The organism is Sulfitobacter sp. IGS-18, assembly GCF_059628195.1.
The window spans coordinates 1,928,061-1,947,400 of sequence record NZ_CM184556.1 but is presented as its reverse complement, the minus strand read 5'-3'; the positions used below and the strand labels follow the sequence as shown (position 1 = coordinate 1,947,400).

19 protein-coding genes are annotated in these 19,340 nt (G+C 62.8%); 2 read left to right on the top strand and 17 right to left on the bottom strand.

Annotated features, from left to right (window positions below):
- Window positions 1-156: 156 nt before the first annotated feature.
- From ACWNZ3_RS09365 to sciP, 5 genes are all read right to left on the bottom strand, one after another.
- Complete coding sequence (locus ACWNZ3_RS09365) at window positions 157-285, bottom strand: hypothetical protein (protein WP_269366327.1); 129 nt, start codon at window positions 283-285, stop codon at window positions 157-159.
- Window positions 286-381: 96 nt separating this feature from the next.
- A complete protein-coding gene (gene recG, locus ACWNZ3_RS09360; RefSeq protein WP_496899784.1) occupies window positions 382-2,472 on the bottom strand; it encodes an ATP-dependent DNA helicase RecG in 2,091 nt (696 codons plus the stop codon).
- A complete protein-coding gene (ligA, locus tag ACWNZ3_RS09355; protein ID WP_496899783.1) occupies window positions 2,469-4,583 on the bottom strand; it encodes an NAD-dependent DNA ligase LigA in 2,115 nt (704 codons plus the stop codon). The genes recG and ligA overlap by 4 nt, the downstream gene beginning before the upstream one ends.
- 98 nt (window positions 4,584-4,681) lie before the next feature.
- Window positions 4,682-5,389 (bottom strand): response regulator transcription factor CtrA, encoded by a 708-nt coding sequence (ctrA, locus tag ACWNZ3_RS09350; RefSeq protein ID WP_269366298.1) that lies wholly within the window; start codon window positions 5,387-5,389, stop codon window positions 4,682-4,684.
- A gap of 96 nt (window positions 5,390-5,485) precedes the next feature.
- Complete coding sequence (gene sciP / locus ACWNZ3_RS09345; RefSeq protein ID WP_114274495.1) at window positions 5,486-5,764, bottom strand: CtrA inhibitor SciP; 279 nt, start codon at window positions 5,762-5,764, stop codon at window positions 5,486-5,488.
- Window positions 5,765-5,884: 120 nt separating this feature from the next.
- Between sciP and mnmA the strand changes: the two genes are divergently transcribed.
- Window positions 5,885-7,027 carry a tRNA 2-thiouridine(34) synthase MnmA gene (gene mnmA, locus ACWNZ3_RS09340; protein WP_269366301.1) on the top strand — a complete coding sequence of 381 codons (1,143 nt, stop codon included), beginning with the start codon at window positions 5,885-5,887 and terminating at the stop codon, window positions 7,025-7,027.
- A 100-nt stretch (window positions 7,028-7,127) separates the two neighbouring features.
- On the opposite strand, the gene lpxB is transcribed toward mnmA, so the two are convergent.
- The 7 genes from lpxB to ACWNZ3_RS09305 all read right to left on the bottom strand — a co-directional run bounded on the left by lpxB (window position 7,128) and on the right by ACWNZ3_RS09305 (window position 13,592).
- Window positions 7,128-8,216: a lipid-A-disaccharide synthase gene (lpxB, locus tag ACWNZ3_RS09335; RefSeq protein WP_496901895.1), complete on the bottom strand. Its 1,089-nt coding sequence runs from the start codon at window positions 8,214-8,216 to the stop codon at window positions 7,128-7,130.
- Window positions 8,217-8,269: 53 nt separating this feature from the next.
- A complete protein-coding gene (locus ACWNZ3_RS09330; protein WP_496899782.1) occupies window positions 8,270-9,070 on the bottom strand; it encodes an LpxI family protein in 801 nt (266 codons plus the stop codon).
- Entirely contained in the window at window positions 9,067-9,849 is a 783-nt protein-coding gene (gene lpxA / locus ACWNZ3_RS09325) for an acyl-ACP--UDP-N-acetylglucosamine O-acyltransferase (RefSeq protein WP_496899781.1), read from the bottom strand. Before lpxA ends, ACWNZ3_RS09330 begins: the two co-directional genes overlap by 4 nt.
- The gene (gene fabZ, locus ACWNZ3_RS09320) at window positions 9,846-10,316 is read right to left on the bottom strand and encodes a 3-hydroxyacyl-ACP dehydratase FabZ (protein WP_269366309.1); all 471 of its coding nucleotides are present in this window, start codon (window positions 10,314-10,316) and stop codon (window positions 9,846-9,848) included. Before fabZ ends, lpxA begins: the two co-directional genes overlap by 4 nt.
- A gap of 65 nt (window positions 10,317-10,381) precedes the next feature.
- Entirely contained in the window at window positions 10,382-10,939 is a 558-nt protein-coding gene (locus ACWNZ3_RS09315) for an OmpH/Skp family outer membrane protein (RefSeq protein ID WP_496899780.1), read from the bottom strand.
- Window positions 10,940-10,964: 25 nt separating this feature from the next.
- A complete protein-coding gene (bamA, locus tag ACWNZ3_RS09310) occupies window positions 10,965-13,214 on the bottom strand; it encodes an outer membrane protein assembly factor BamA (RefSeq protein WP_496899779.1) in 2,250 nt (749 codons plus the stop codon).
- A gap of 252 nt (window positions 13,215-13,466) precedes the next feature.
- Window positions 13,467-13,592 (bottom strand): hypothetical protein, encoded by a 126-nt coding sequence (locus tag ACWNZ3_RS09305; protein ID WP_268873838.1) that lies wholly within the window; start codon window positions 13,590-13,592, stop codon window positions 13,467-13,469.
- A 103-nt stretch (window positions 13,593-13,695) separates the two neighbouring features.
- On the opposite strand from ACWNZ3_RS09305, the gene ACWNZ3_RS09300 reads away from it, so the two are divergent.
- On the top strand, window positions 13,696-14,088 hold the full coding sequence (locus tag ACWNZ3_RS09300) for a RidA family protein (RefSeq protein ID WP_496899778.1): 393 nt from the start codon (window positions 13,696-13,698) through the stop codon (window positions 14,086-14,088).
- Window positions 14,089-14,361: 273 nt separating this feature from the next.
- On the opposite strand, the gene rseP is transcribed toward ACWNZ3_RS09300, so the two are convergent.
- The 5 genes from rseP to frr form a co-directional block, all read right to left on the bottom strand.
- Entirely contained in the window at window positions 14,362-15,711 is a 1,350-nt protein-coding gene (rseP, locus tag ACWNZ3_RS09295; protein ID WP_269367867.1) for an RIP metalloprotease RseP, read from the bottom strand.
- A 4-nt stretch (window positions 15,712-15,715) separates the two neighbouring features.
- Window positions 15,716-16,891, bottom strand: a complete 1,176-nt coding sequence (gene dxr, locus ACWNZ3_RS09290; RefSeq protein WP_496899776.1) for a 1-deoxy-D-xylulose-5-phosphate reductoisomerase — start codon at window positions 16,889-16,891, stop codon at window positions 15,716-15,718.
- 3 nt (window positions 16,892-16,894) lie between these two features.
- A complete protein-coding gene (locus ACWNZ3_RS09285; protein ID WP_269367869.1) occupies window positions 16,895-17,689 on the bottom strand; it encodes a phosphatidate cytidylyltransferase in 795 nt (264 codons plus the stop codon).
- 18 nt (window positions 17,690-17,707) lie between these two features.
- Window positions 17,708-18,460 (bottom strand): polyprenyl diphosphate synthase, encoded by a 753-nt coding sequence (gene uppS, locus ACWNZ3_RS09280; protein ID WP_269367870.1) that lies wholly within the window; start codon window positions 18,458-18,460, stop codon window positions 17,708-17,710.
- 101 nt (window positions 18,461-18,561) lie between these two features.
- The gene (gene frr, locus ACWNZ3_RS09275; RefSeq protein WP_269367871.1) at window positions 18,562-19,125 is read right to left on the bottom strand and encodes a ribosome recycling factor; all 564 of its coding nucleotides are present in this window, start codon (window positions 19,123-19,125) and stop codon (window positions 18,562-18,564) included.
- Window positions 19,126-19,340: the final 215 nt, after the last annotated feature.

The following is a 19,340-nucleotide window of genomic DNA, read 5'->3' as shown; positions in this document are numbered from 1 at the left end:
CAAAGGGATGGCGGCGCAGGATCGCGTTACTCACGTGGGACCCGGTGGCGTTCGACGGGGCGGCAAACCCCTGGGCTGAATAGGACAGGCAGAGCCCCCAGCCGCATCAATTGGGACGGATGCGTCGAACGACCGGCGCGAGAGCGCAGGCAGAAATCAAACAAATGACGGCAGGTGCAATCCGACAACCAGCATGACAACCAATGCTGCCGCACCAACGGCATCCTGCAACAACGTATCCTGGGACCGTGTCGCGATGGTTTTGAGTGTCTTGAGCATTGTCATCGGAGCCTCCGCATCTGTTGCTCCTTTGTTCTCATTTTATGAACAGGCTGTAAAGAACTTTTTAAGAACATTTGCGAACAAAATGGCGTTGCGACGCTAACCCACTGAAATCAAACGGATCGCCTCATCCTGCCGCATCAGCCACAGAAGAACACGCGCGGCCTTGCCCCTGTCGCTTTCCAAGTTCGCATCATCTGCCAGCAATTTGCGTGCATCCGACTGCGCCACAGCCATCAGTCCGGCCTGCCGTTCCAGATCCGCCACACGGAAACGCGGCACCCCGGATTGTGCCGTGCCGATCAGATCACCGGTGCCGCGCATTTTCAGATCGGTTTCCGCGATGACAAATCCATCCTCCGTCTCGCGCAGCACCTCAAGCCGCCTGCGCCCCGTCTCGCTGAGCGGGTGCTGGAACATCAGCAGGCAGGTCGATGCGCCCTGCCCGCGCCCGACGCGGCCGCGCAGCTGGTGCAATTGCGCCAGCCCGAAGGTTTCCGCCCGTTCGACCACCATGATGGTGGCATTGGGCACATCCACCCCCACCTCGATCACCGTGGTGGCCACCAGCACCTGGGTTTCCCCCCGCTGAAAGGCGCGCATTGCCGCGTCTTTTTCCGCCGGGGGCATCTGGCCATGCACCAGCCCCACGACCCCCTCGCCCAGGGCCGCGCGCAGGCGTTTGAACCGCTCCTCCGCCGCGATCAGGTCGCTGACCTCGCTTTCCTCGACCAGCGGGCATACCCAATAACACTGACGACCCTCGGCAATCGCCGCGCGCAGGCGGTTCACCACCTCGTCGATCCGGTCGGTGCTGACCAGCGCGGTCTTGATGGGCTGGCGACCGGGTGGTTTCTCGTCCAGCACGGAGACATCCATGTCGCCGTATTGGGCCAGTGCCAGCGACCGCGGGATCGGCGTTGCCGTCATCACCAGCACATCGGCCTGCCGCCCCTTTTGCCCCAGTTCCAGCCGCTGGCGCACGCCGAAGCGATGCTGTTCATCCACCACCGCCAGGCGCAGATCGGCAAAGGTCACATCGGCCTGAAACACCGCATGGGTGCCAACCAGCACCTGAATGGCACCGCTGGCAAGTGCGGCCAGCTTGGCCTGCCGCTCCGCGCCCTTGTCCCGGCCGGTGAGAATCTCCAGCACCACGCCGGCCTCTTCGGCCAAGGGCTGCAAGCCCTGCAGATGCTGCCGGGCCAGGATCTCCGTCGGGGCCATCAGCACACCCTGACCGCCCGCTTCGACCGCGCCCAGCAGGGCGAGGAAGGCAACCAGCGTCTTGCCCGCGCCCACATCGCCCTGCAACAGGCGGTTCATCCGCTGCGGGCTGGCCATGTCGGCGGCAATCTGGGCCACCGCGCGGGTCTGCGCGCCGGTGGGCGTAAAGGGCAGCGAGGCCAGAACGCGCGCCTGCAGATGGCCGTCGCCGATGGTCTCCCGGCCCTTCTTGCGGCGTTCCTTCTGCCGCGCCAGGGCCAGGGTGATCTGATGGGCAAAAAGCTCGTCATAGGCCAGGCGCGCCCGCGCCGGGGCGGTCAGGGCCAGATCGCCCAGGGTCTGCGGCGCATGTGCCGCCGCAACCGCCGCCTTGAAATCAGGCCAGCCCTCGCGCGCCTTCTGGCCGGGGTCAATCCATTCGGCCAGATCGGGTGTGCGGGCCAATGTGGCGCGGGTCGCCTTGAACATCAGCTTCTGGGTGATGCCACCGGTCAGCGGATAGACAGGCTCGAAAGCCGGGATATCGCCCGCCTCCTCTTCCGGCACGGCGAAATCGGGATGGACCATCTGGGGGATCCCGTCAAAAAGCTCCACCCGGCCCGATACGATGCGCCGCGCGCCCGGGGGCAATTGCCGGGTCCAGTAATCGCCCCGCGCATGGAAAAACACGAGCTGAAAGCTGGTTTCGGCATCCTCTACATGAATGCGGTAGGCACCGCCCTTGGTCCGGGCCGCATGATGGGCCCCCACCGTCACCGCCACGGTCAGCACGGCGGGCAGATGCGCATCCTTGACCGTGCTGCGCAGGCTGCGGTCGATGCCGGAATAGGGCAGCGTGAACAGCAGGTCCCGCGGTGCGGTCACATCCAGCTGCCCAAGGGTCTGCGCGGTCTTGGGGCCCACGCCCTCCAGCGTCTCAAGCCCCGCAAAGAGCGGGAACAGCGTTTCGGGCCTGCCCTTCATGAAGCGCCGATCAGGGCCAGCCAGCCATCCTCATCCAGGGTTTCGATCCCAAGTTCCGCCGCCTTTTTCGCCTTGGACCCGGCACCGGGACCGGCGACAAGGATATCGGTCCTGGCGCTGACCGACCCGGCGACCTTGGCACCCAGCCGTTCGGCGCGTGCCTTGGCCTCGGCCCGGGTCATCTTTTCAAGGCTGCCGGTAAAGACCACGGTCTTGCCCGCCACCGGGCTGCCCGAGGTATCGGCGCGTTTGGCTTCGGCCACAGTCAGATGGGCCACCAATCGGTCGATGGAGGCGCGCTCGCGCTCCTGCGCGAAGGCCTTGACCAGCGATCCGGCCATGACCGCCCCGACGCCGTCGATGCCGATCAGGTCTTCCCATGCCGGGCCGGACTGGTCTGCGGCGGCGTCCATCGCGGCCTCAAGATCATCCCAGGACCCGTAGTGCAGCGCGATCAGGTTCGATGCCGACTCGCCCACATGGCGGATGCCCAGCGAGAACAGCAAACGGGAGAAGGCGATATTGCGTTTGTCTTCAATTGCCTGGAACAGGTTCGTGGCTGATTTTTCGCCCCAGCCCTCACGATTCTTGAGCTGCTGGACGCCGGAGCCAAAGCGGTCCCGCAGGGTAAAGATATCGGCGGGTTCGGCGATCCAGCCATCGGTATAGAATTGTTCGACCTGTTTCGCGCCCAGCCCCTCGATGTCGAATGCCGCGCGGGAGACGAAATGCTTCAGTTTCTCCACCGCCTGTGCCGGGCAGATCAGGCCGCCGGAGCAGCGCCGTACCGCATCGCCCGGCTCGCGCACCGCGTCAGAGCCGCATTCGGGGCAGGTTTGCGGAAAGACATAAGCGGCGCTGTCCCCGGGGCGTTTGGACAGGTCCACATCGGCCACCTTGGGGATCACATCGCCGGCGCGATAGACCTGCACCCAGTCACCGACGCGAATGTCCTTGCCGCCGCGGATTTCCGCGCCCTTGCTGTCAAAGCCCTTGATGTAATCCTCATTGTGCAGCGTCGCGTTGGAGACAACGACGCCGCCCACGGTCACCGGATGCAGCCGCGCCACCGGTGACAGCGCCCCGGTGCGCCCGACCTGAATGTCGATCCCTTCCAGCCGGGTCCAGGCCAGTTCCGCGGGAAATTTGTGGGCGGTGGCCCAGCGGGGGGTGGTGGAGCGGAAGCCCAGCCGCTCCTGCAAGGCCAGGTCGTCCACCTTGTAGACCACGCCGTCGATGTCATAGCCCAGCGTGGCGCGCTGCAGCTCGATCTCTGCGTAATGGTCCAGCATCTCCTGCGGCCCGTCGCAGAGCACGGTCAGCGGGTTGGTCGAGAACCCCAGTTCGCTCAACCGCCGGATCGCCCCCATCTGGGTGTCGGCAAGCGGGGCGCTGAGCGCGCCCCAGGCATAGGCAAAGAAGCGCAGCGGGCGTGATTTGGTGATGCTGGCGTCCAACTGCCGCAGCGATCCGGCGGCGGCGTTGCGCGGGTTGGCAAAGGATTTGGCGCCTGCTGCCACCTGCCGTTCATTGAGCGCCTCGAAATCTTCGTGGCTCATATAGACTTCGCCGCGCACCTCCAGCAGGTCGGGGGCGCCGTCGATCCGGGCGGGAATATCGTCGATGGTGCGGGCATTGGCGGTGACGTTCTCGCCCACCGCGCCGTCGCCGCGCGTGGCCGCCTGCACCAGCGCCCCCTTTTCATAGCGAAGCGAGAGGGAAAGCCCGTCAATCTTTGGCTCGGCGGTGTAGCGCAGCGGTGCCTTGTCCCCAAGCCCGAGGTATTTCCTGATCCTGCCGTCGAATTCGGCCACATCTTCGGGCTCAAAAGCATTCGAAAGCGACAGCATCGCCACCGCATGGGTGACTTTGGAAAAACCGTCTGCCGGGGCGGCCCCCACCTGTTCCGACGGGCTGTCTTCCCGTTTCAGATGTGGAAAACGCGCCTCGATCTCTGCGTTGCGCCGCTTGAGCCTGTCGTATTCCGCGTCGGAAAGCTCCGGTGCATCGGCCCCGTGGTACGCGGTATTTGCATCGGCAAGGGCCCGGGCCAGCTCCGCAAGCGCCGCGCGCGCCTGATCCTCTGTCAGAGTCTCGATTTCAGATGTCAAAAGACCTGCCCCCCGAACGTCACCTTATCCCGCTTTAGATAAGTTGCCCGGATTGGCAGGTCTAGGGCCTGTGGACATTCATTTTCAGCCCGCAGCGTTCAGCCGGTGGCGGCCAGGTTGACCTCTGACGGTTCGGGATCGCGCAGGACATAGCCCCTGCCCCAGACCGTTTCGATATAGTTCTGTCCACCTGTCGCAGCGCTCAGCTTCTTGCGCAGTTTGCAGATGAACACGTCAATGATCTTCAGCTCCGGCTCATCCATGCCGCCATAGAGATGGTTCAGGAACATCTCCTTGGTCAGGGTGGTCCCCTTGCGCAGGGACAAGAGTTCGAACATCTGATATTCCTTGCCGGTCAGATGCACGGCCTGATTGTTCACGCTGACCGTCTTGGCATCCAGGTTCACCGCAATCTGGCCGGTTTCGATGATGGATTGTGAATGCCCCTTTGACCGGCGGATGATCGCATGAATGCGCGCCACCAGTTCCTCGCGGTGAAACGGCTTGGTCAGATAGTCATCCGCGCCGAAACCAAAGCCCTTGATCTTGTTTTCCGTATCGTCGGAGCCGGAAAGGATCAGGATCGGCGTCTCGATCCGGCTGACCCGCAACTGGCGCAGCACATCATGGCCGTTCATGTCCGGCAGATCGAGGTCCAGCAGGATCAGATCGTAGTCATAGAGCTTGGCAAGATCGATGCCCTCTTCGCCGAGGTCGGTCGCATAGACATTCAGATTGGCATGGGTCAGCATCAGCTCGATGCTGCGAGAGGTCGTTGGGTCGTCTTCTACAAGCAGTACACGCATAACATTCTCCGACTCTCTGAACTGGTACTTACGAAATATCGTGAACAAAAAAGGTTAACTACCCGTTACCATATGTAGCAGCGCAGAACCAGCAACTTAAAGTTGTCTATACTTTTGCAGCGCAGTTGTCTTCAGCGCCGCCTCCCCATGCTCGGTCACGGCGCGCAGCCATTCGATGAACTCCTCCTCGCTCAGCTGATAGCGTTCCAGCGCCTCCTCCTGCGTGATCAGCCCATAAACAACGCCCCGCACCACCGCCGCCTTGCGCGATGCCACCCAGCGCCGGGTGGAGGACGCGGGCAGATCGGCCCGCGACAGGACCGTCCCATCGGCCAGTGTCACCGATCGCGGTCCATGGACTTTCTTGAGGTACATCAGATCATTCCGTCGTTGCACCTCTCCAATCTGCCGTTCCGGCCTTAACGCAGGATGAAGCCCCCCCTTGTGAGTAGGTCGCATTTTCCTATATTCGCAAGGAAACCCCCGGAGAATACGATGCCCCTTGACCAGACACCGCCCCTGAACTCGCTTGGCTTTGCCAAGGCCCCCGCCGACACGCGGGTGGTCGTGGCGATGTCGGGCGGCGTCGACAGCTCCGTGGTGGCCGCCATGCTGGCCGAAGAAGGCTACGACGTGGTCGGCGTGACGCTTCAGCTCTACGATCACGGCGCGGCGCTGGCCAAGAAGGGCGCCTGCTGTGCCGGGATCGACATCCACGATGCCCGGCGTGTGGCCGAGGACATGGGATTTCCACATTACGTGCTGGACTATGAAAACGTCTTCAAGGACGCGGTGATCGACGAATTCGCCGACAGCTACCTTGGCGGGGCCACCCCGGTGCCCTGCATCCGCTGCAACGAACGGGTGAAATTCAAGGACCTGCTGGAAACCGCGAAGGATCTTGAGGCCGATTGCATGGCCACCGGTCACTATATCCAGCGCAAGATGGGCGCGAAGGGCCCGGAACTGCACGCCGCCGCCGACGCCAGCCGCGATCAAAGCTATTTCCTGTTCTCGACCACCCCGGAACAGCTGGACTATCTGCGCTTTCCGCTGGGCCATCTGCCCAGCAAGGACGACACCCGCGCGCTGGCGGCCAAATACGGGCTCAGCGTTGCGATGAAACCCGACAGCCAGGACATCTGCTTTGTCCCCAATGGCGATTACGCCAGCGTGATCCGTAAACTGCGGCCCGAAGCCGCCAATCCCGGCAATATCGTGGATACGGAAGGCAATGTGCTGGCCCGCCACGACGGCGTGATCAATTATACCATCGGCCAGCGCCGTGGCCTTGGCATCGGCGGGCTGGCTGATCCTCTTTATGTGGTCAAGCTGGACGCAGAGCGCAAGGAAGTCGTGGTGGGGCCCAAGGCGATGCTCGCCACCCGCACCGTGCCCCTGCGCGAAATCAACTGGCTGGGCGATGCGCCCCTGACCTCGCGCGCCGAATGGCCGATCGCGGTGCGCGTCCGCTCGACCCGCCCACCGCGCGACGCCATCCTGCGCCCGTTGTCCGACACAACAGCAGAAGTCGAACTGCTGACCCCGGAGGAAGGCGTGTCACCGGGACAGGCCTGCGTGTTCTACGACCCCGACAGCAGCCGCATCTTTGGCGGCGGCTGGATTCACAAGGGCTGACCGCCCCTTTTCTTTTTGGCAAAATATATCCCGAGGAGTTTGAGGAGCAGCGCTCCTCATTCATTCATGGATCGAATCGCGCGTCAGCGCGGCCTTTGGATCACATCGCCTCCAGCACCGCCCTTGCTGCCCTTAAACCCGGTGCCTCGCCACCCTTGCCCAGGCGCTCCATGGTCAGCGCCATCGCGGCCTGCTGCGCCTCCGGGTTGGCCAGCACCGCCTGCAGGCCTTCGGCAATCCCCTCCGCCGTGCAGTCGGGGCCGAGGTATTCGGGCACCACACGGGTGTCGCTGACCAGATTGACCAGCGTCACCGTGTCGATCAGCGCAATCGCCTTGACGATGCGGAAGGTCAGCCAGTTCACCCGGTATCCGATCACCATCGGTGTGCCCGCTGCCGCCAGCTCCAGCGATACGGTGCCCGAGGCCGCCAGCGCCGCATCGGCTGCCCGGAAGGCCGCGCGCTTGCGTGCCCTGGCATCCCCACCATCGCGCGGGTCCAGCACCAGCGGGTCACCGGGCCAATCCGCCACCGCCGCGCGCACCTCGTCAGCAACCGACACCGCGGCGGGCACGACCACGCGCATCTGCGGACGACGCGCCAGCAGCAGCCCCAGGGCATCGCCGAACACCGGGCCGAGGCGCGCCACCTCTGCCTTGCGCGAACCCGGCAGAACCAGGAGGAAAGGCGCGTCGCCAATGCCGCTTTCGGAGCGAAAGGCGCTGACCTCCTCATCCGTCGCAACGGGATCGGTAACCACCGGATGGCCGACAAAATCACAGGCCATGCCTGCGGCCTGCATCAGCGGCGGCTCGAAGGGCAGCAGCGCCAGCACATGGTCGATGTACTTTGCCATATGCGCCGCCCGGCCGGGCCGCCATGCCCAGACCGAGGGGGCGACGTAATGCACCGTCCGGATGTTGCTTTGCGCCTTCACCAGCTTTGCGACGCGCAGGGAAAAATCGGGGCTGTCGATGGTGATCATCACATCGGGCTGCATCTGCAGAACCGCGTCAGCCGTCTGACGGATCCGCGCCTTGAGCGACCGGTACCTGGGCAGGATTTCCGCCAGCCCCATGATGCTGAGCTCGGCCATGTCAAAGCGGCTTTGCAGGCCTTCGGCGGTCATGTCAGGCCCGCCGATCCCTTCAAAAGTCACATCCGGGCGCAACGCCTTCAATCCGGCCATCAAGGCACCGCCCAGCTTGTCGCCCGAAGGTTCACCGGCAAGAATAAAGACTTTCACCCCTCGCCCCCACGCCGGGACCACAGGACAAGGCCGAATTCATCGGCCAGGCGCACGCATTCCTCGCGGTCCAGCACGATCACATCGCCCGCATCGACAATCACCCCGGCCAGACCGGCGGCATGGGCGGCGCGCAATGTCTCGGGGCCGATGGTGGGCATGTCGATCTCGCGGATCTGACCGGTCTTGGGCCCCTTGCAGAGGATTGCGTTCATCTCCCGGGCGCGGGGTGGCAGGGTTTCCAGCAGATGCGCCGTGCCGCCCATGGTCTCGACCCCCAGAACCTGTTCCCCCCCGATCACGCAGGCCTGACCGATGTCGAGCGGGGCCAGACCCGCCAGCACCGCCTCGCCCCGCGCGGCATCGCGGCGCATCTGCGCATCGGGCCAGGCGTCGGACAGTACCCCCGGCAGCGCCACCAGATCAGGCACCAGCATATCGGCGCCCAGAACCTCGAACCCGGTCTGTTCGAAGATCTCCTTGATCACCTGCAGGGCCCCATTGTCCCCGGCGGCAAGCGCCTTGTGGAACATCGGGACAAGCGGCCTGGTTTCGTCGTCCAGCGCCGCCGGATCAAGCGCGGGCCGGTCCACGCCACCGCAGAAACAGACCTGCGTCACCCCCCGCTGGCCAAGCTCGATCAGCAACGAGCCAAGCGTTTCCAGGCGGAAGGTCAGATCCACCGCAAGAGTGTCCGGCGGCGTGCCTTCCAGCGCGCAGATCAGCGGTGCGCGATCCTGCGCCGCCACAACCTGCGCCGGCAGCCTGCCGCGCCCTGCAATCAGCGCCAGTGTCATTTCGGGGTCAGGAAATGGCGGTCGGTCTCGGCGGTGATGAACTCGACGATCCGGCGCACGTAATCGCTGTCGGTCTCTTCGCCCAGCCGCACGGCACGGTCCTGAAAGGTGCCTTCGCCCTGTGCCAGCATCTGATAGGCCGCCCGGAGCGCGGTGATATCGGCACGCGACACGCCCTTGCGTTTCAGACCGATCAGGTTCAGCCCCTCCAATTCGCCCTTGGGGGCCTGCACAAGGCCATAGGGGATCACGTCATTGGTGATCTTGGTCATCGCGCCGATGATGGCACCACGGCCCAGGCGGACCCATTGATGCACACCGGAGAGACCACCGAGGATCACGTCATCCTCGACCACGCAATGCCCGGCAAGGCCCGAGTTGTTCACCATCACCACACGGTCGCCGACGATGCAATCATGGGCCACGTGACAGCCCGCCATGAACAATCCGTCATCGCCGACCCGCGTGATGCCGCCGCCCGCATCGGTCCCGCAATTCATCGTCACATGTTCGCGGATGCGGTTACGCTCTCCGATCACAAGGGCAGTCTTTTCGCCGCGGAACTTCAGATCCTGGGGGATCTCGCCGATCACCGCAAAGGGAAAGATCACGGTGCCAGCCCCGACCACGGTATTGCCGGTGACCACCACATGGCTTTTCAGGATCACATCCGCCTTCAGCACAACCTCCGGCCCGACCACGCAGAACGGGCCGATCTGCACCGAAGCGTCGATCTGCGCGCCCTCCTCGATGATGGCAGAGGGGTGAATGTTGCTCATGATGCCTCTTTCGACAGATCGACCATCGCCATGAATTCCGCCTCGGCGGCCATTTCGCCGTCGACTGTCGCAACCCCGCTGAAACGCCAGATCTTGCCACCCGCCTTGCCGCGCAGGGTCTTGAGGTCCATCCGCAGCACGTCGCCCGGGACCACCTTGCGGCGGAATTTGCATTTGTCGATGGACATGAAATAGATCAGCATGTCGCGGTCCACGATATCCAGCGCCACGCCCAGCATGACCCCCGCGGTCTGCGCCATCGCCTCCACGATGGTGACACCGGGCATGATCGGCGTGCCGGGGAAATGCCCCTGGAAATGCGGTTCGTTCATCGTCACGTTCTTGTAGCCGACAGCGGACGCGGTTCCGTCGATCTCTTTTACCTTGTCCACCAGCAGAAACGGATAGCGGTGCGGCAGGATACGCTGGATCATCTGGATGTCAGCGCTTTGTTTTTCTTGGTTCATTATATGTCCTTCGCGTCACGTACCGTACAGGGCTAGCAATTCTGTGGCACTGGGGCAATATCGGCTCAGCGGTCTTCCGCACCGGCGCCGTCACCCAATGTTTCATTCAGCAGCGCAATCGCCTCTTCGGTGATCTCGATCACGGTGGCGCTGGCAAAGACCGACCGCCGCTCAAGGATCACGGCAGCGCCGGCCTCGCGCATCAGCTGCTCGAACACCGGTGCCGCGGCCTGCTGGAACTTGCCTCTTTCAACGTCAAGCTGGGCGCTCAACTCGCGGAACTTGGCATCCTGCGCGCTCCGTGTCTCTTGCACCTTGGCGTCAAACGCATCTGCCAGGACGCGGAAGGCCTCCGGTGTCATCTGTGCACGCTTTTCGGTCAGCGCGCGTTCCTCGGTTTCAAGCCGGGCTTCGATCTCGCGGTTTTCACTTTCCAGCGCCGAGAGCTTTTCGCGCTCTTCCGCCGCAACCCTCTTGCCGAAATCGCTTTGCTGGAAGACCCGCTCGGAATCGATGGTCAGCACCGGGCTGACGACCGATCCCCTTTCGGGCGCAGCCGCCGGACCCGCCGTCGACTGGGCAGCCAAGGGTGCGGCGCAAAGCAGCGCCAGCATCAATGCCATGTGTTGGGCCAAGCGCCCCATCGGATCAGAATTCCGTGCGGAGCGTGAATTCGAAGCTTTGTTCCTTGTCGAAGACTTCTTTCTTCAGCGCCTTGGAGAAGTTGAACTGCAACGGACCAACAGGCGTTTCCCAGAACAGCGAGAAACCAATCACATGCCGGAAGGATCCGCTTTCCCCGACCACGGTGCCGCCGTTGTAATTGACATCGCTCAGATCCCAAAGATTGCCGACGTCATAGAACACACCGCCGGAAATCCCGTATTCCTCGGGCAGGCCCAGGGGGAACTCCACATCAAACCGTGCCGCCAGATACAGGTTGCCCCCCAGCGGATCGTTTGCAGTACCACCGATATCGCGCGGACCGATGCCGCCCGATTCAAAGCCGCGCATGATCGAGGGCGACAGCAGGAAACGGTCTGTCACGCGGTTGTTGCCGCTGCGCCAGGCCAATGCACCACCTTCAAGCGAAGCGCGCAGGGTGATGTCTTCGTTGAAGATGCGTCTTTCGCCCACCACCTTCGCCGTTGTCTTGATGAACTTGTTGTCACCGCCCAGCCCGGCGAAATCCTGGCCGAACTCCAGCAGTACGCCCGATGTCGGGTCCAGCCCGGAAAGGCGTGTGTCATAGCTGAAGGTATAGCCCAGCGAGGACGAGAACAGCGCGCCCGCTGCGATGTCATCAGCGATGGTCAACCCATGCACTGGCACGTCGCGTTGCAGCATTTCAAGCTCTTCGGCGGTGTAGCGCACCTGCAGCTTGCTGTTTTCCGACAGCGGGAAAGTCAGCTTCGGCTGCAGCAGAAGGCGGTTGGTGTCATAGGAGGTGAAGGAAGAATCGGTTTCCGCATAGTCCAGTGTCAGGCCAAAGGACAGGTCACGGCCCAGCAGCCTGGGTTCGACAAAAGTGACGCCATAGCGGGTCGCATCCTCGGCCGTCGAGACTGTCAGCGACAGCCGCTGCCCGCGTCCGAGAAAGTTCTGCTCGGCGAAACTGATGGCGAAGCCGATACCGTCGCTGCTGGAGAACGAGCCGCCGAAGTTAAGAGAGCCTGTCGGCTTCTCTTCGACGTCCACATCCACGACCACCTGTTCACCGCTGCTGCCCTCGCGGGCGTTGACCTCAGCCTTTTCGAAATATCCCAGGGCGCGGATGCGTTCCGCGGCCTGCCGGATTTCACGGGGGTTGAAGGGGTCACCTTCCACGCTGTCGAACTCGCGCCGGATGACACGGTCAAGCGTCGTGGTGTTGCCTTCGATGTCGATCCGCTCGACAAAAACGCGCGGGCCCCTGCTGATCACATAGGTGACATTCAGCGTCAGGTCGCGATCGTTGCGGTCGATGCGCGGCTCAACCCGCATGAAGTCCACGCCGTCACGGATCGCCTGCCGTTCGATACGGGCGATATCCGCCTCGACCAGGGTCGGGGAATAGACCGCGCCCGGCCGGATCTTGATGATATTGCGGTATTTCGCGGCATCCACGCCGTTCATCTCTGAAACGACATTGATCTCACCAAATCGGAATTGCTGGCCTTCGGTGATGTTGTAGGACACGAAATAGCCGTCGCGTTCCTGGGTAAGCTCGCCGTTCACCGCCGTGGTGCGCATATCGACATAGCCGCGCGACAGGTAGAAATCGCGCAAAAGCTGTTTGTCGACTTCGACCCGGCTTTCGACAAAGGTGTCACGCTTGATCAGGCGGCGGAGCAGGCCGGCCTGCTTGGTGCCAAGGACCTGGCGCAGGCGGCGGTCGGAATATTTGCGGTTGCCAACAAAGCTCAGCCGCTCGATCTCGACGTTGTCGCCTTCGAAGATTTCGAACACGAGGTCGACGCGGTTCTGGTCGCGGCGGATGATGCGCGGCTGGACCCTTGCGGAAATCCGGCCCTCGTTGCCATAGGCTTCGGCAATGGCGGCGGCATCCGCTTCGGCCTGTGTCGGGTTGAAGACACGGCGCTCCTGGGATTGGACAATCTGAGTCAGGACCTCGTCCTTGATCCGCCGGTTGCCCTCAAAGCTGACGCGGTTCAGCGTTGGCAGTTCCGTCACCGTGATGACCAATGTGCCGCCCCGCGGTTCAATCGCCACGGTTTCGAACAACCCGGAGTTCTGCAGGGCCTGGTAGGCATCGTTCAACTGGCCACCGCTGACCGGCTGACCACGTCTGATTCCGGCCCGGGCGATGATGGCGCTGTCACCGATCCGTTCGTTGCCGTTGATCACGACAGAATCGAAACGGTATTCCTGTGCGGTCAATTCCGCGGCTGGCGCCATCCAAGCTGCTGACAAAAGGGCATAAACCGATGCCCCGCGCAAAAACGCACCTACACGCCCTGCCCCTGTCCGCTTGCCAGGACCACCGCCCCTCGTCCTCAGTCTCATGGTTCAAACCCAATTTTGCGACATCATTGGAAACCTGAGTACGTAGATTATCCGCCTTTGTCAAAAGCACAGCGCCAAAAAATGCACCACATCATGCAGTGCATTTCAAAGTTGTAACATCATTCAGTGGTGGGATGGCCGAGATCAGAGAGACCCGACGTAGGCACCGGCCGCAAGAGCGAGCACAATTGTGCTGACATAAAGCGCGCGGTCCCAGTTAAGATCCATCAAAAGGCTCAGGCCGCGATAGGAACGTTGAATGGCTTGCATGGGGCATTCCTTTGATTGCCCGATACACTTAACAGATGAATATGACCCGATTTGGGCGAATTATGGCTTTTTCGGGGCATTCGAAAACCGCAAAGGAAAGCCTGTGACAAAACATGCGTTGATACCACCTCAGGTCCAGGCCGCCGCCGAGGCGCTGCAGATGTCACCCGGCATTGTCTCCGGCAACCTGATCTTTCTCACCGGCACCACCGGATCGGGCCCCGATGGCCAAATGCCCGCCTCTGCCGAGGCGCAGTTTCGCGCGGCATTCGAAAAGATCGGCTTTGTTCTGGGCCATGCCGGGGTCGATCTGAATGCCGTGGTGGAGATGACCAGCTATCACGTCGGCTTGCGCGACCACTTCGACCTCTTCGACAAGGTCCGGCGCGAGGTCTTTGCCGCGCCCTACCCGGCCTGGACCGCAGTGGAGGTGGCAGGCATCCGGCGTCCCGGCGCGGTTGTGGAAATCAGGATCATCGCGTCGCTGGAGGGCTGAGCGCTCCAAGGTCGTGTTGACATTCATTGTCGCCCACCCGTTTCAGTCCAAAATTGCTCAGTTCTAGGCAAGAGAGCGCAGGAATAGCCAGCTATTTCAAGCTCTCTTAACGCAGAAATGGGCAATTTTGGCGAAACCCCTGCGGGGCGCGGCGGATTTTGCCTCTGCCCTCCCGGATGTTCACTTCCAATGATCACATTGCTGCGCTCACATCAGGGCGCCAGCGGCAAAATCCGTCTCGCGCGGGTGGGCGACAATGAATGTCAACACGACCTAGGGACAGAACAGGTCATTCCCCAGGGCAAAGACCATCAGCGACAGCACCAGCGCAAGGCCGATGGTCATCAGGATGCGCAGCGCGCCGTCGCTTGGCGGTTTGCCGGTCACGGCCTCATAGGCATAGAAGGTCAGATGCCCCCCATCCAGCGCCGGGATCGGGAACAGGTTCAAAAGCCCCACCGCCGTGCTGAGCACAGCAATGAAATAGATGAAGGACGTGGCCCCCTGGCTGGCCATGGCACCGGAGGCCTGGGCAATGCCCACCGGGCCGCTGAGGTTGCAGGTGCTGATGTTGCCGATCACCATCTGTTTCAGGCCCGAGATCGAACCGGTGATGATCCGCCAGGTATTGGCGACACCCGCTGTCAGCGCCTGCCCCACACCGGGCGTTTCCGTCGCCGGGGCAAAGGACATGCCGCCCGCGATCCCGATCCGCAGGTTGCGCTTGAAGGTGCCGTCGGGCTGGGGTTCGTCCGTGGCCTTGGGCGTCATGGTGAAATCCAGCATCTCGCCCCGGCGCCAGACGGTCAGCGCCAGCGCCGCCCCGTCGGATTCCTCGACCGCATTCTTGAGCTGGTCAAAGGCGAATACCGGCTCCGCATCGATGGCGGTGATCACATCACCCGCTTTCAGCCCGGCCTCATAGGCGGCAGTCTGCGGCAAGACCTGATTGACCAGCGGCGGCAGGATATAGGGCCCTTCCACGCTTTGCTCGGTGCCGTTGCGGATGACGTCATAGGTCAGTTCCGGCACCATCGGCAGGTTGTCGAAGAAGGCGCCATAGGCCGCGGCATCGTTTTGCGGCAGCGCTGTGCCGTTGATCCCCAGAATCTCGTCGCCCGGTTCCAGCCCGCGCTCTGCCTGCGGCATCGGGCGCAGCTCGCCCACGGTCAGCGGGGTCCGTTCCACGCCGGTGGTATAGGCCACGGCAAAGAAGATCAGGATGGACATGGCAAAATTGAACGCAGGCCCGGCGGCGACGGTCAGCGTGCGCGCCCAAAGCGGCGCGCCATGCATCGTGTGGCGCAGCGCGGCCGGGTCGTCGGCCAGCGCCGCCATTGCGGTTTCATCCTTGCCGGAGGCCGCATTCGCATCGCCCGCGAATTTCACGTAACCGCCAAAGGGCAGCGCCGCGACCTGCCATTTTGTGCCGCGCCGGTCCATGCCGGACCACAGGACCGGGCCGAAGCCCAGGCTGAACACATCCGCCTTGATCCCGCACCAGCGCCCGACAATGTAATGGCCGTATTCGTGGATCGCGACGATCACCGACAGCGCCACGACAAAAGCCAGCAACGTCCAGATCAAACCGCCAAATTGCGGTATCAGCCCCATAATATCCAAAACGTTACCCTGCTCTTTTATCTATCGCGGCTTTTGCCGCCTTACGTGCCAGATGGTCAACCCGCAGGACGTTATCAAGTGTCATCGTGGCACCAATAAGACCATCTGACGCAGTTTTGTCTTCAAGCGTCTGCGCCACCACATCCGCCATGGTAGTGAAACCGACCCGTCCGGCGATGAACCCGTCCAGTGCGGTTTCCTTGGCCGCGTTGAACACCGTGCCGGTCATGCCGCCCGCTGCAATCGTCTCGCGGGCAAGGCGCAGGGCGGGCCAGCGCCGCTCGTCCGGGGTGCGGAACTCGAACTGGCCGATGGCAGCAAGGTCCAGCCGTTCGACCGGCAGATGGCGGCGCTGCGGGTAATGCAGGGCAAAGCCGATGGCATGGCGCATGTCCGCCGGGCCCACATGGGCCATCAACGCGCCGTCATGGAAGCCCACCAGCGCATGGATCATGGATTGCGGATGGACCAGGACCTCTATCTGATCTGGCTGGATGGCGAAAAACTCATGTGTTTCAATGACCTCCATCGCCTTGTTGAACATCGAGGCAGAATCGATGGTGATCCTTTGCCCCATGTCCCAATTGGGATGGGAGGAAGCCTGCGCCAGCGTCGCCTCCGCCAGTTTCTCAAGCGGCCAGTCGCGGAATGCACCGCCCGACGCGGTGATGATGATCCGTTCGACCGCTGCCGGATCCTCGCCGATCAAGGCCTGAAAGATCGCGGAATGCTCGCTGTCCACCGGCAGGATGCGCGCGCCATGGGTCTGCGCCGTCTCCAGCATCAGCGCCCCGGCGCAGACCAGCGATTCCTTGTTGGCCAGCGCCAGCGTGGTGCCATGGCGCAGGGCCGCGAGACCGGGCGCCAGCCCTGCCGCCCCGACGATGGCGGACATGATCCAGTCGGCCGGACGCGCCGCCGCCTCGCAGATGGCGGTGGCCCCGGCGGCCGCCTGCACGCCGCTGCCCTTCAGCGCGGCACGCAGATCGTCCAGCAGATCGTCGCGCGCGGTGACGGCGATATCGGCCTTCAGCTCGATTGCATCACGGGCCAGTTGCCCGATGTTGCCCGCCCCGGTCAGCGCCACCACATCATAATCCAGCGGCGCGCGGCGGATCAGGTCGATGGTGTTCTGGCCAATGGACCCTGTGGCCCCCAGAATCGAGACACGACGGACCACGGCCTATCCCAGACCAAAGGGCAAACCGATGAACTGACCGATCACCAGCAGGAACACGGAGGCGCCCAGCATCCCGTCGAAGCGATCCATCAGGCCGCCGTGGCCGGGGATCAGGTTGGAGCTGTCCTTGACGCCCATTTTGCGCTTCATCCCGGATTCCGCAATATCACCCATCTGCGATGCCATTGAAATCGCGATGGAAATCCCCACCAATTGCAGGCTTGCCCCGGTGTTGATGGAAAACAGCAGACCCACCAGCGCGGCACCGGCCCAGCCCGCCGCAGTGCCGGACCAGGTTTTCTTGGGGCTGACCCTGGGCCAGAACTTTGGCCCGCCAATGGCGCGCCCGGCGAAATAGCCGACCACATCGGTGGTCACGACAACCACCACCAGCCAAAGCAGCCAGCCAAAGCCGTAATCGTCGCGCACCTGCATCAACCCGAAGCCCGCCATCAGGATCATCGCGGTGAAACTGAGGTAGATCGTGCGGTGCCGCTCCAGCTGACCGAACCCGATCAGCGCGGGCGCCAGCAGGACCGGCAGGCCAAGGCCCACCGGCAGATAGACCGACACAAGGACAGCCAGACCGGTCAGCGCGCCCAGCTTGAGCGGCAGATAGGCGTCGCCGGGGCGCAGCATGGCCACCAGTTCCCAGACCATGACGCCACAGATCAGCGCCACCAGCAGGTGGAACACATGCCCCCCCATCCAGATCCCGATCAGACCGATCAGCACCATGACGGCCCCGGCCCCCAGCCGTGCTTTCAAATCGGACCATTGGTCGCTGCGATTACCCATGCGGTATTCCTTCTCCGGTCAGGTCTTGACCGCGCCGAAACGCCGGTCGCGGCCCCCGTAGGCCGCACAAAGGCTGCCGAACTCGGCCTTGGTGAAATCGGGCCAGAGGGTATCAATGAATTCATATTCCGCATAGGCCGATTGCCACAGCAGAAAATTGGAAATCCGGGCCTCGCCGCTGGTGCGGATCACCAGGTCGGGGTCGGGCAAGACATAGGTATCCAGGTACTTCGGCAGGGTTTCCTCATCCACTGCCTCGGGGTCCAGCTTGCCCGCTGCCACGTCCTGCGCCAGTCGCTGGGTGGCACGGGCAACCTCGTCCCGGCCCCCGTAGTTCAGCGCGATGGTCAGATGCACGCGGGTGTTATGCGCGGTCGCGGCTTCCAGCTCGTTCATCAGCCGGATCAGCTTGTCATCCAGCCGCACCCGATCCCCGATAAAGCGGACCCGCACGCCGAATTCGCTCAAGCTGCGGGTTTCCTTGGAGATATAGCGCCGAAACAGGCTCATCAGCCCCGCGACCTCGACCTGGGTGCGTTTCCAGTTCTCGGTCGAAAAGGCAAAGATCGTCAGGTATTCGACGCCGAAGTCCGGACAGGCCTCCACGATCTCGCGCACGCGTTTTGCGCCCGCGTGATGGCCAAACAGACGCGGCCTGCCCCGCTGTGTGGCCCAGCGGCCGTTGCCATCCATGATGATCGCGACATGGCGCGGCCCGCCCGGCGCGATCTTTGGTTCGGTATGGCTGTTGCCCTTGGGAGCGGTTGGCATGACGGGTCTTTCAAGGTGCGTTTCGGTTGGCTCGAACGGTACGCCGCAGGCAGGTGCCCGCAAGAGACCCGGACCGGCAGGGCGCGGAAACAGGCGCTGGCTCAGACCTGCATGATCTCGCCCTGTTTCGTCTCAAGCGTCTCGTCGATCAGGGCGATATACTTGTTGGTCAGATCCTGCATCTCGCTTTCCCAGAGCTTCTGGTCATCCTCGGACATGCCGTCTGCCTTGGCTTTCTTGATCTGATCCATGCCGTCGCGGCGGATGTTGCGGATCGAAACGCGCGCATGTTCGGCATAGCCGCCCGCGACCTTGGTCAGCTGGGTCCGGCGTTCCTCGTTCAGCTCGGGGATCGGCAGCATGATGATGGTGCCGTTCATCTGCGGATTGATGCCCAGCCCGCTTTCGCGGATGGCCTTTTCCACCTTGTTCACCAGACCCTTGTCCCAGACATTGATCGTCACCATGCGCGGTTCCGGCACGTTGACTGTCCCCACCTGGTTGATCGGTGTCGGGGAGCCATAGGCGTCAACCATCACGGGTTCCAGCATGGAGGCAGAGGCACGCCCGGTCCGCAATGATGCAAATTCGGTTCTCAGCGACGCGATGGCGCCTTTCATGCGCCGCTCAAGATCGTCGGTGTCGAGCATAAAGTCGTCAGACATGGTTTCTCCGGTGGTGGAATGGTCAAATTTCTTGTCGGCCCTGATATAACGTCAACCGCACCGGATTGTATAGATGCACCGGCGGTGCATTGCCCCCGTATTGAGGTGCTGGAAATCGCTCAAAGCTGCTCCATATACCTTTTGTCGTGTGGAACTTGCCCATGTTCAGGTGTTTCAACCTGGCCGGACCACGCAAACGACGTCATTTGAAGCAG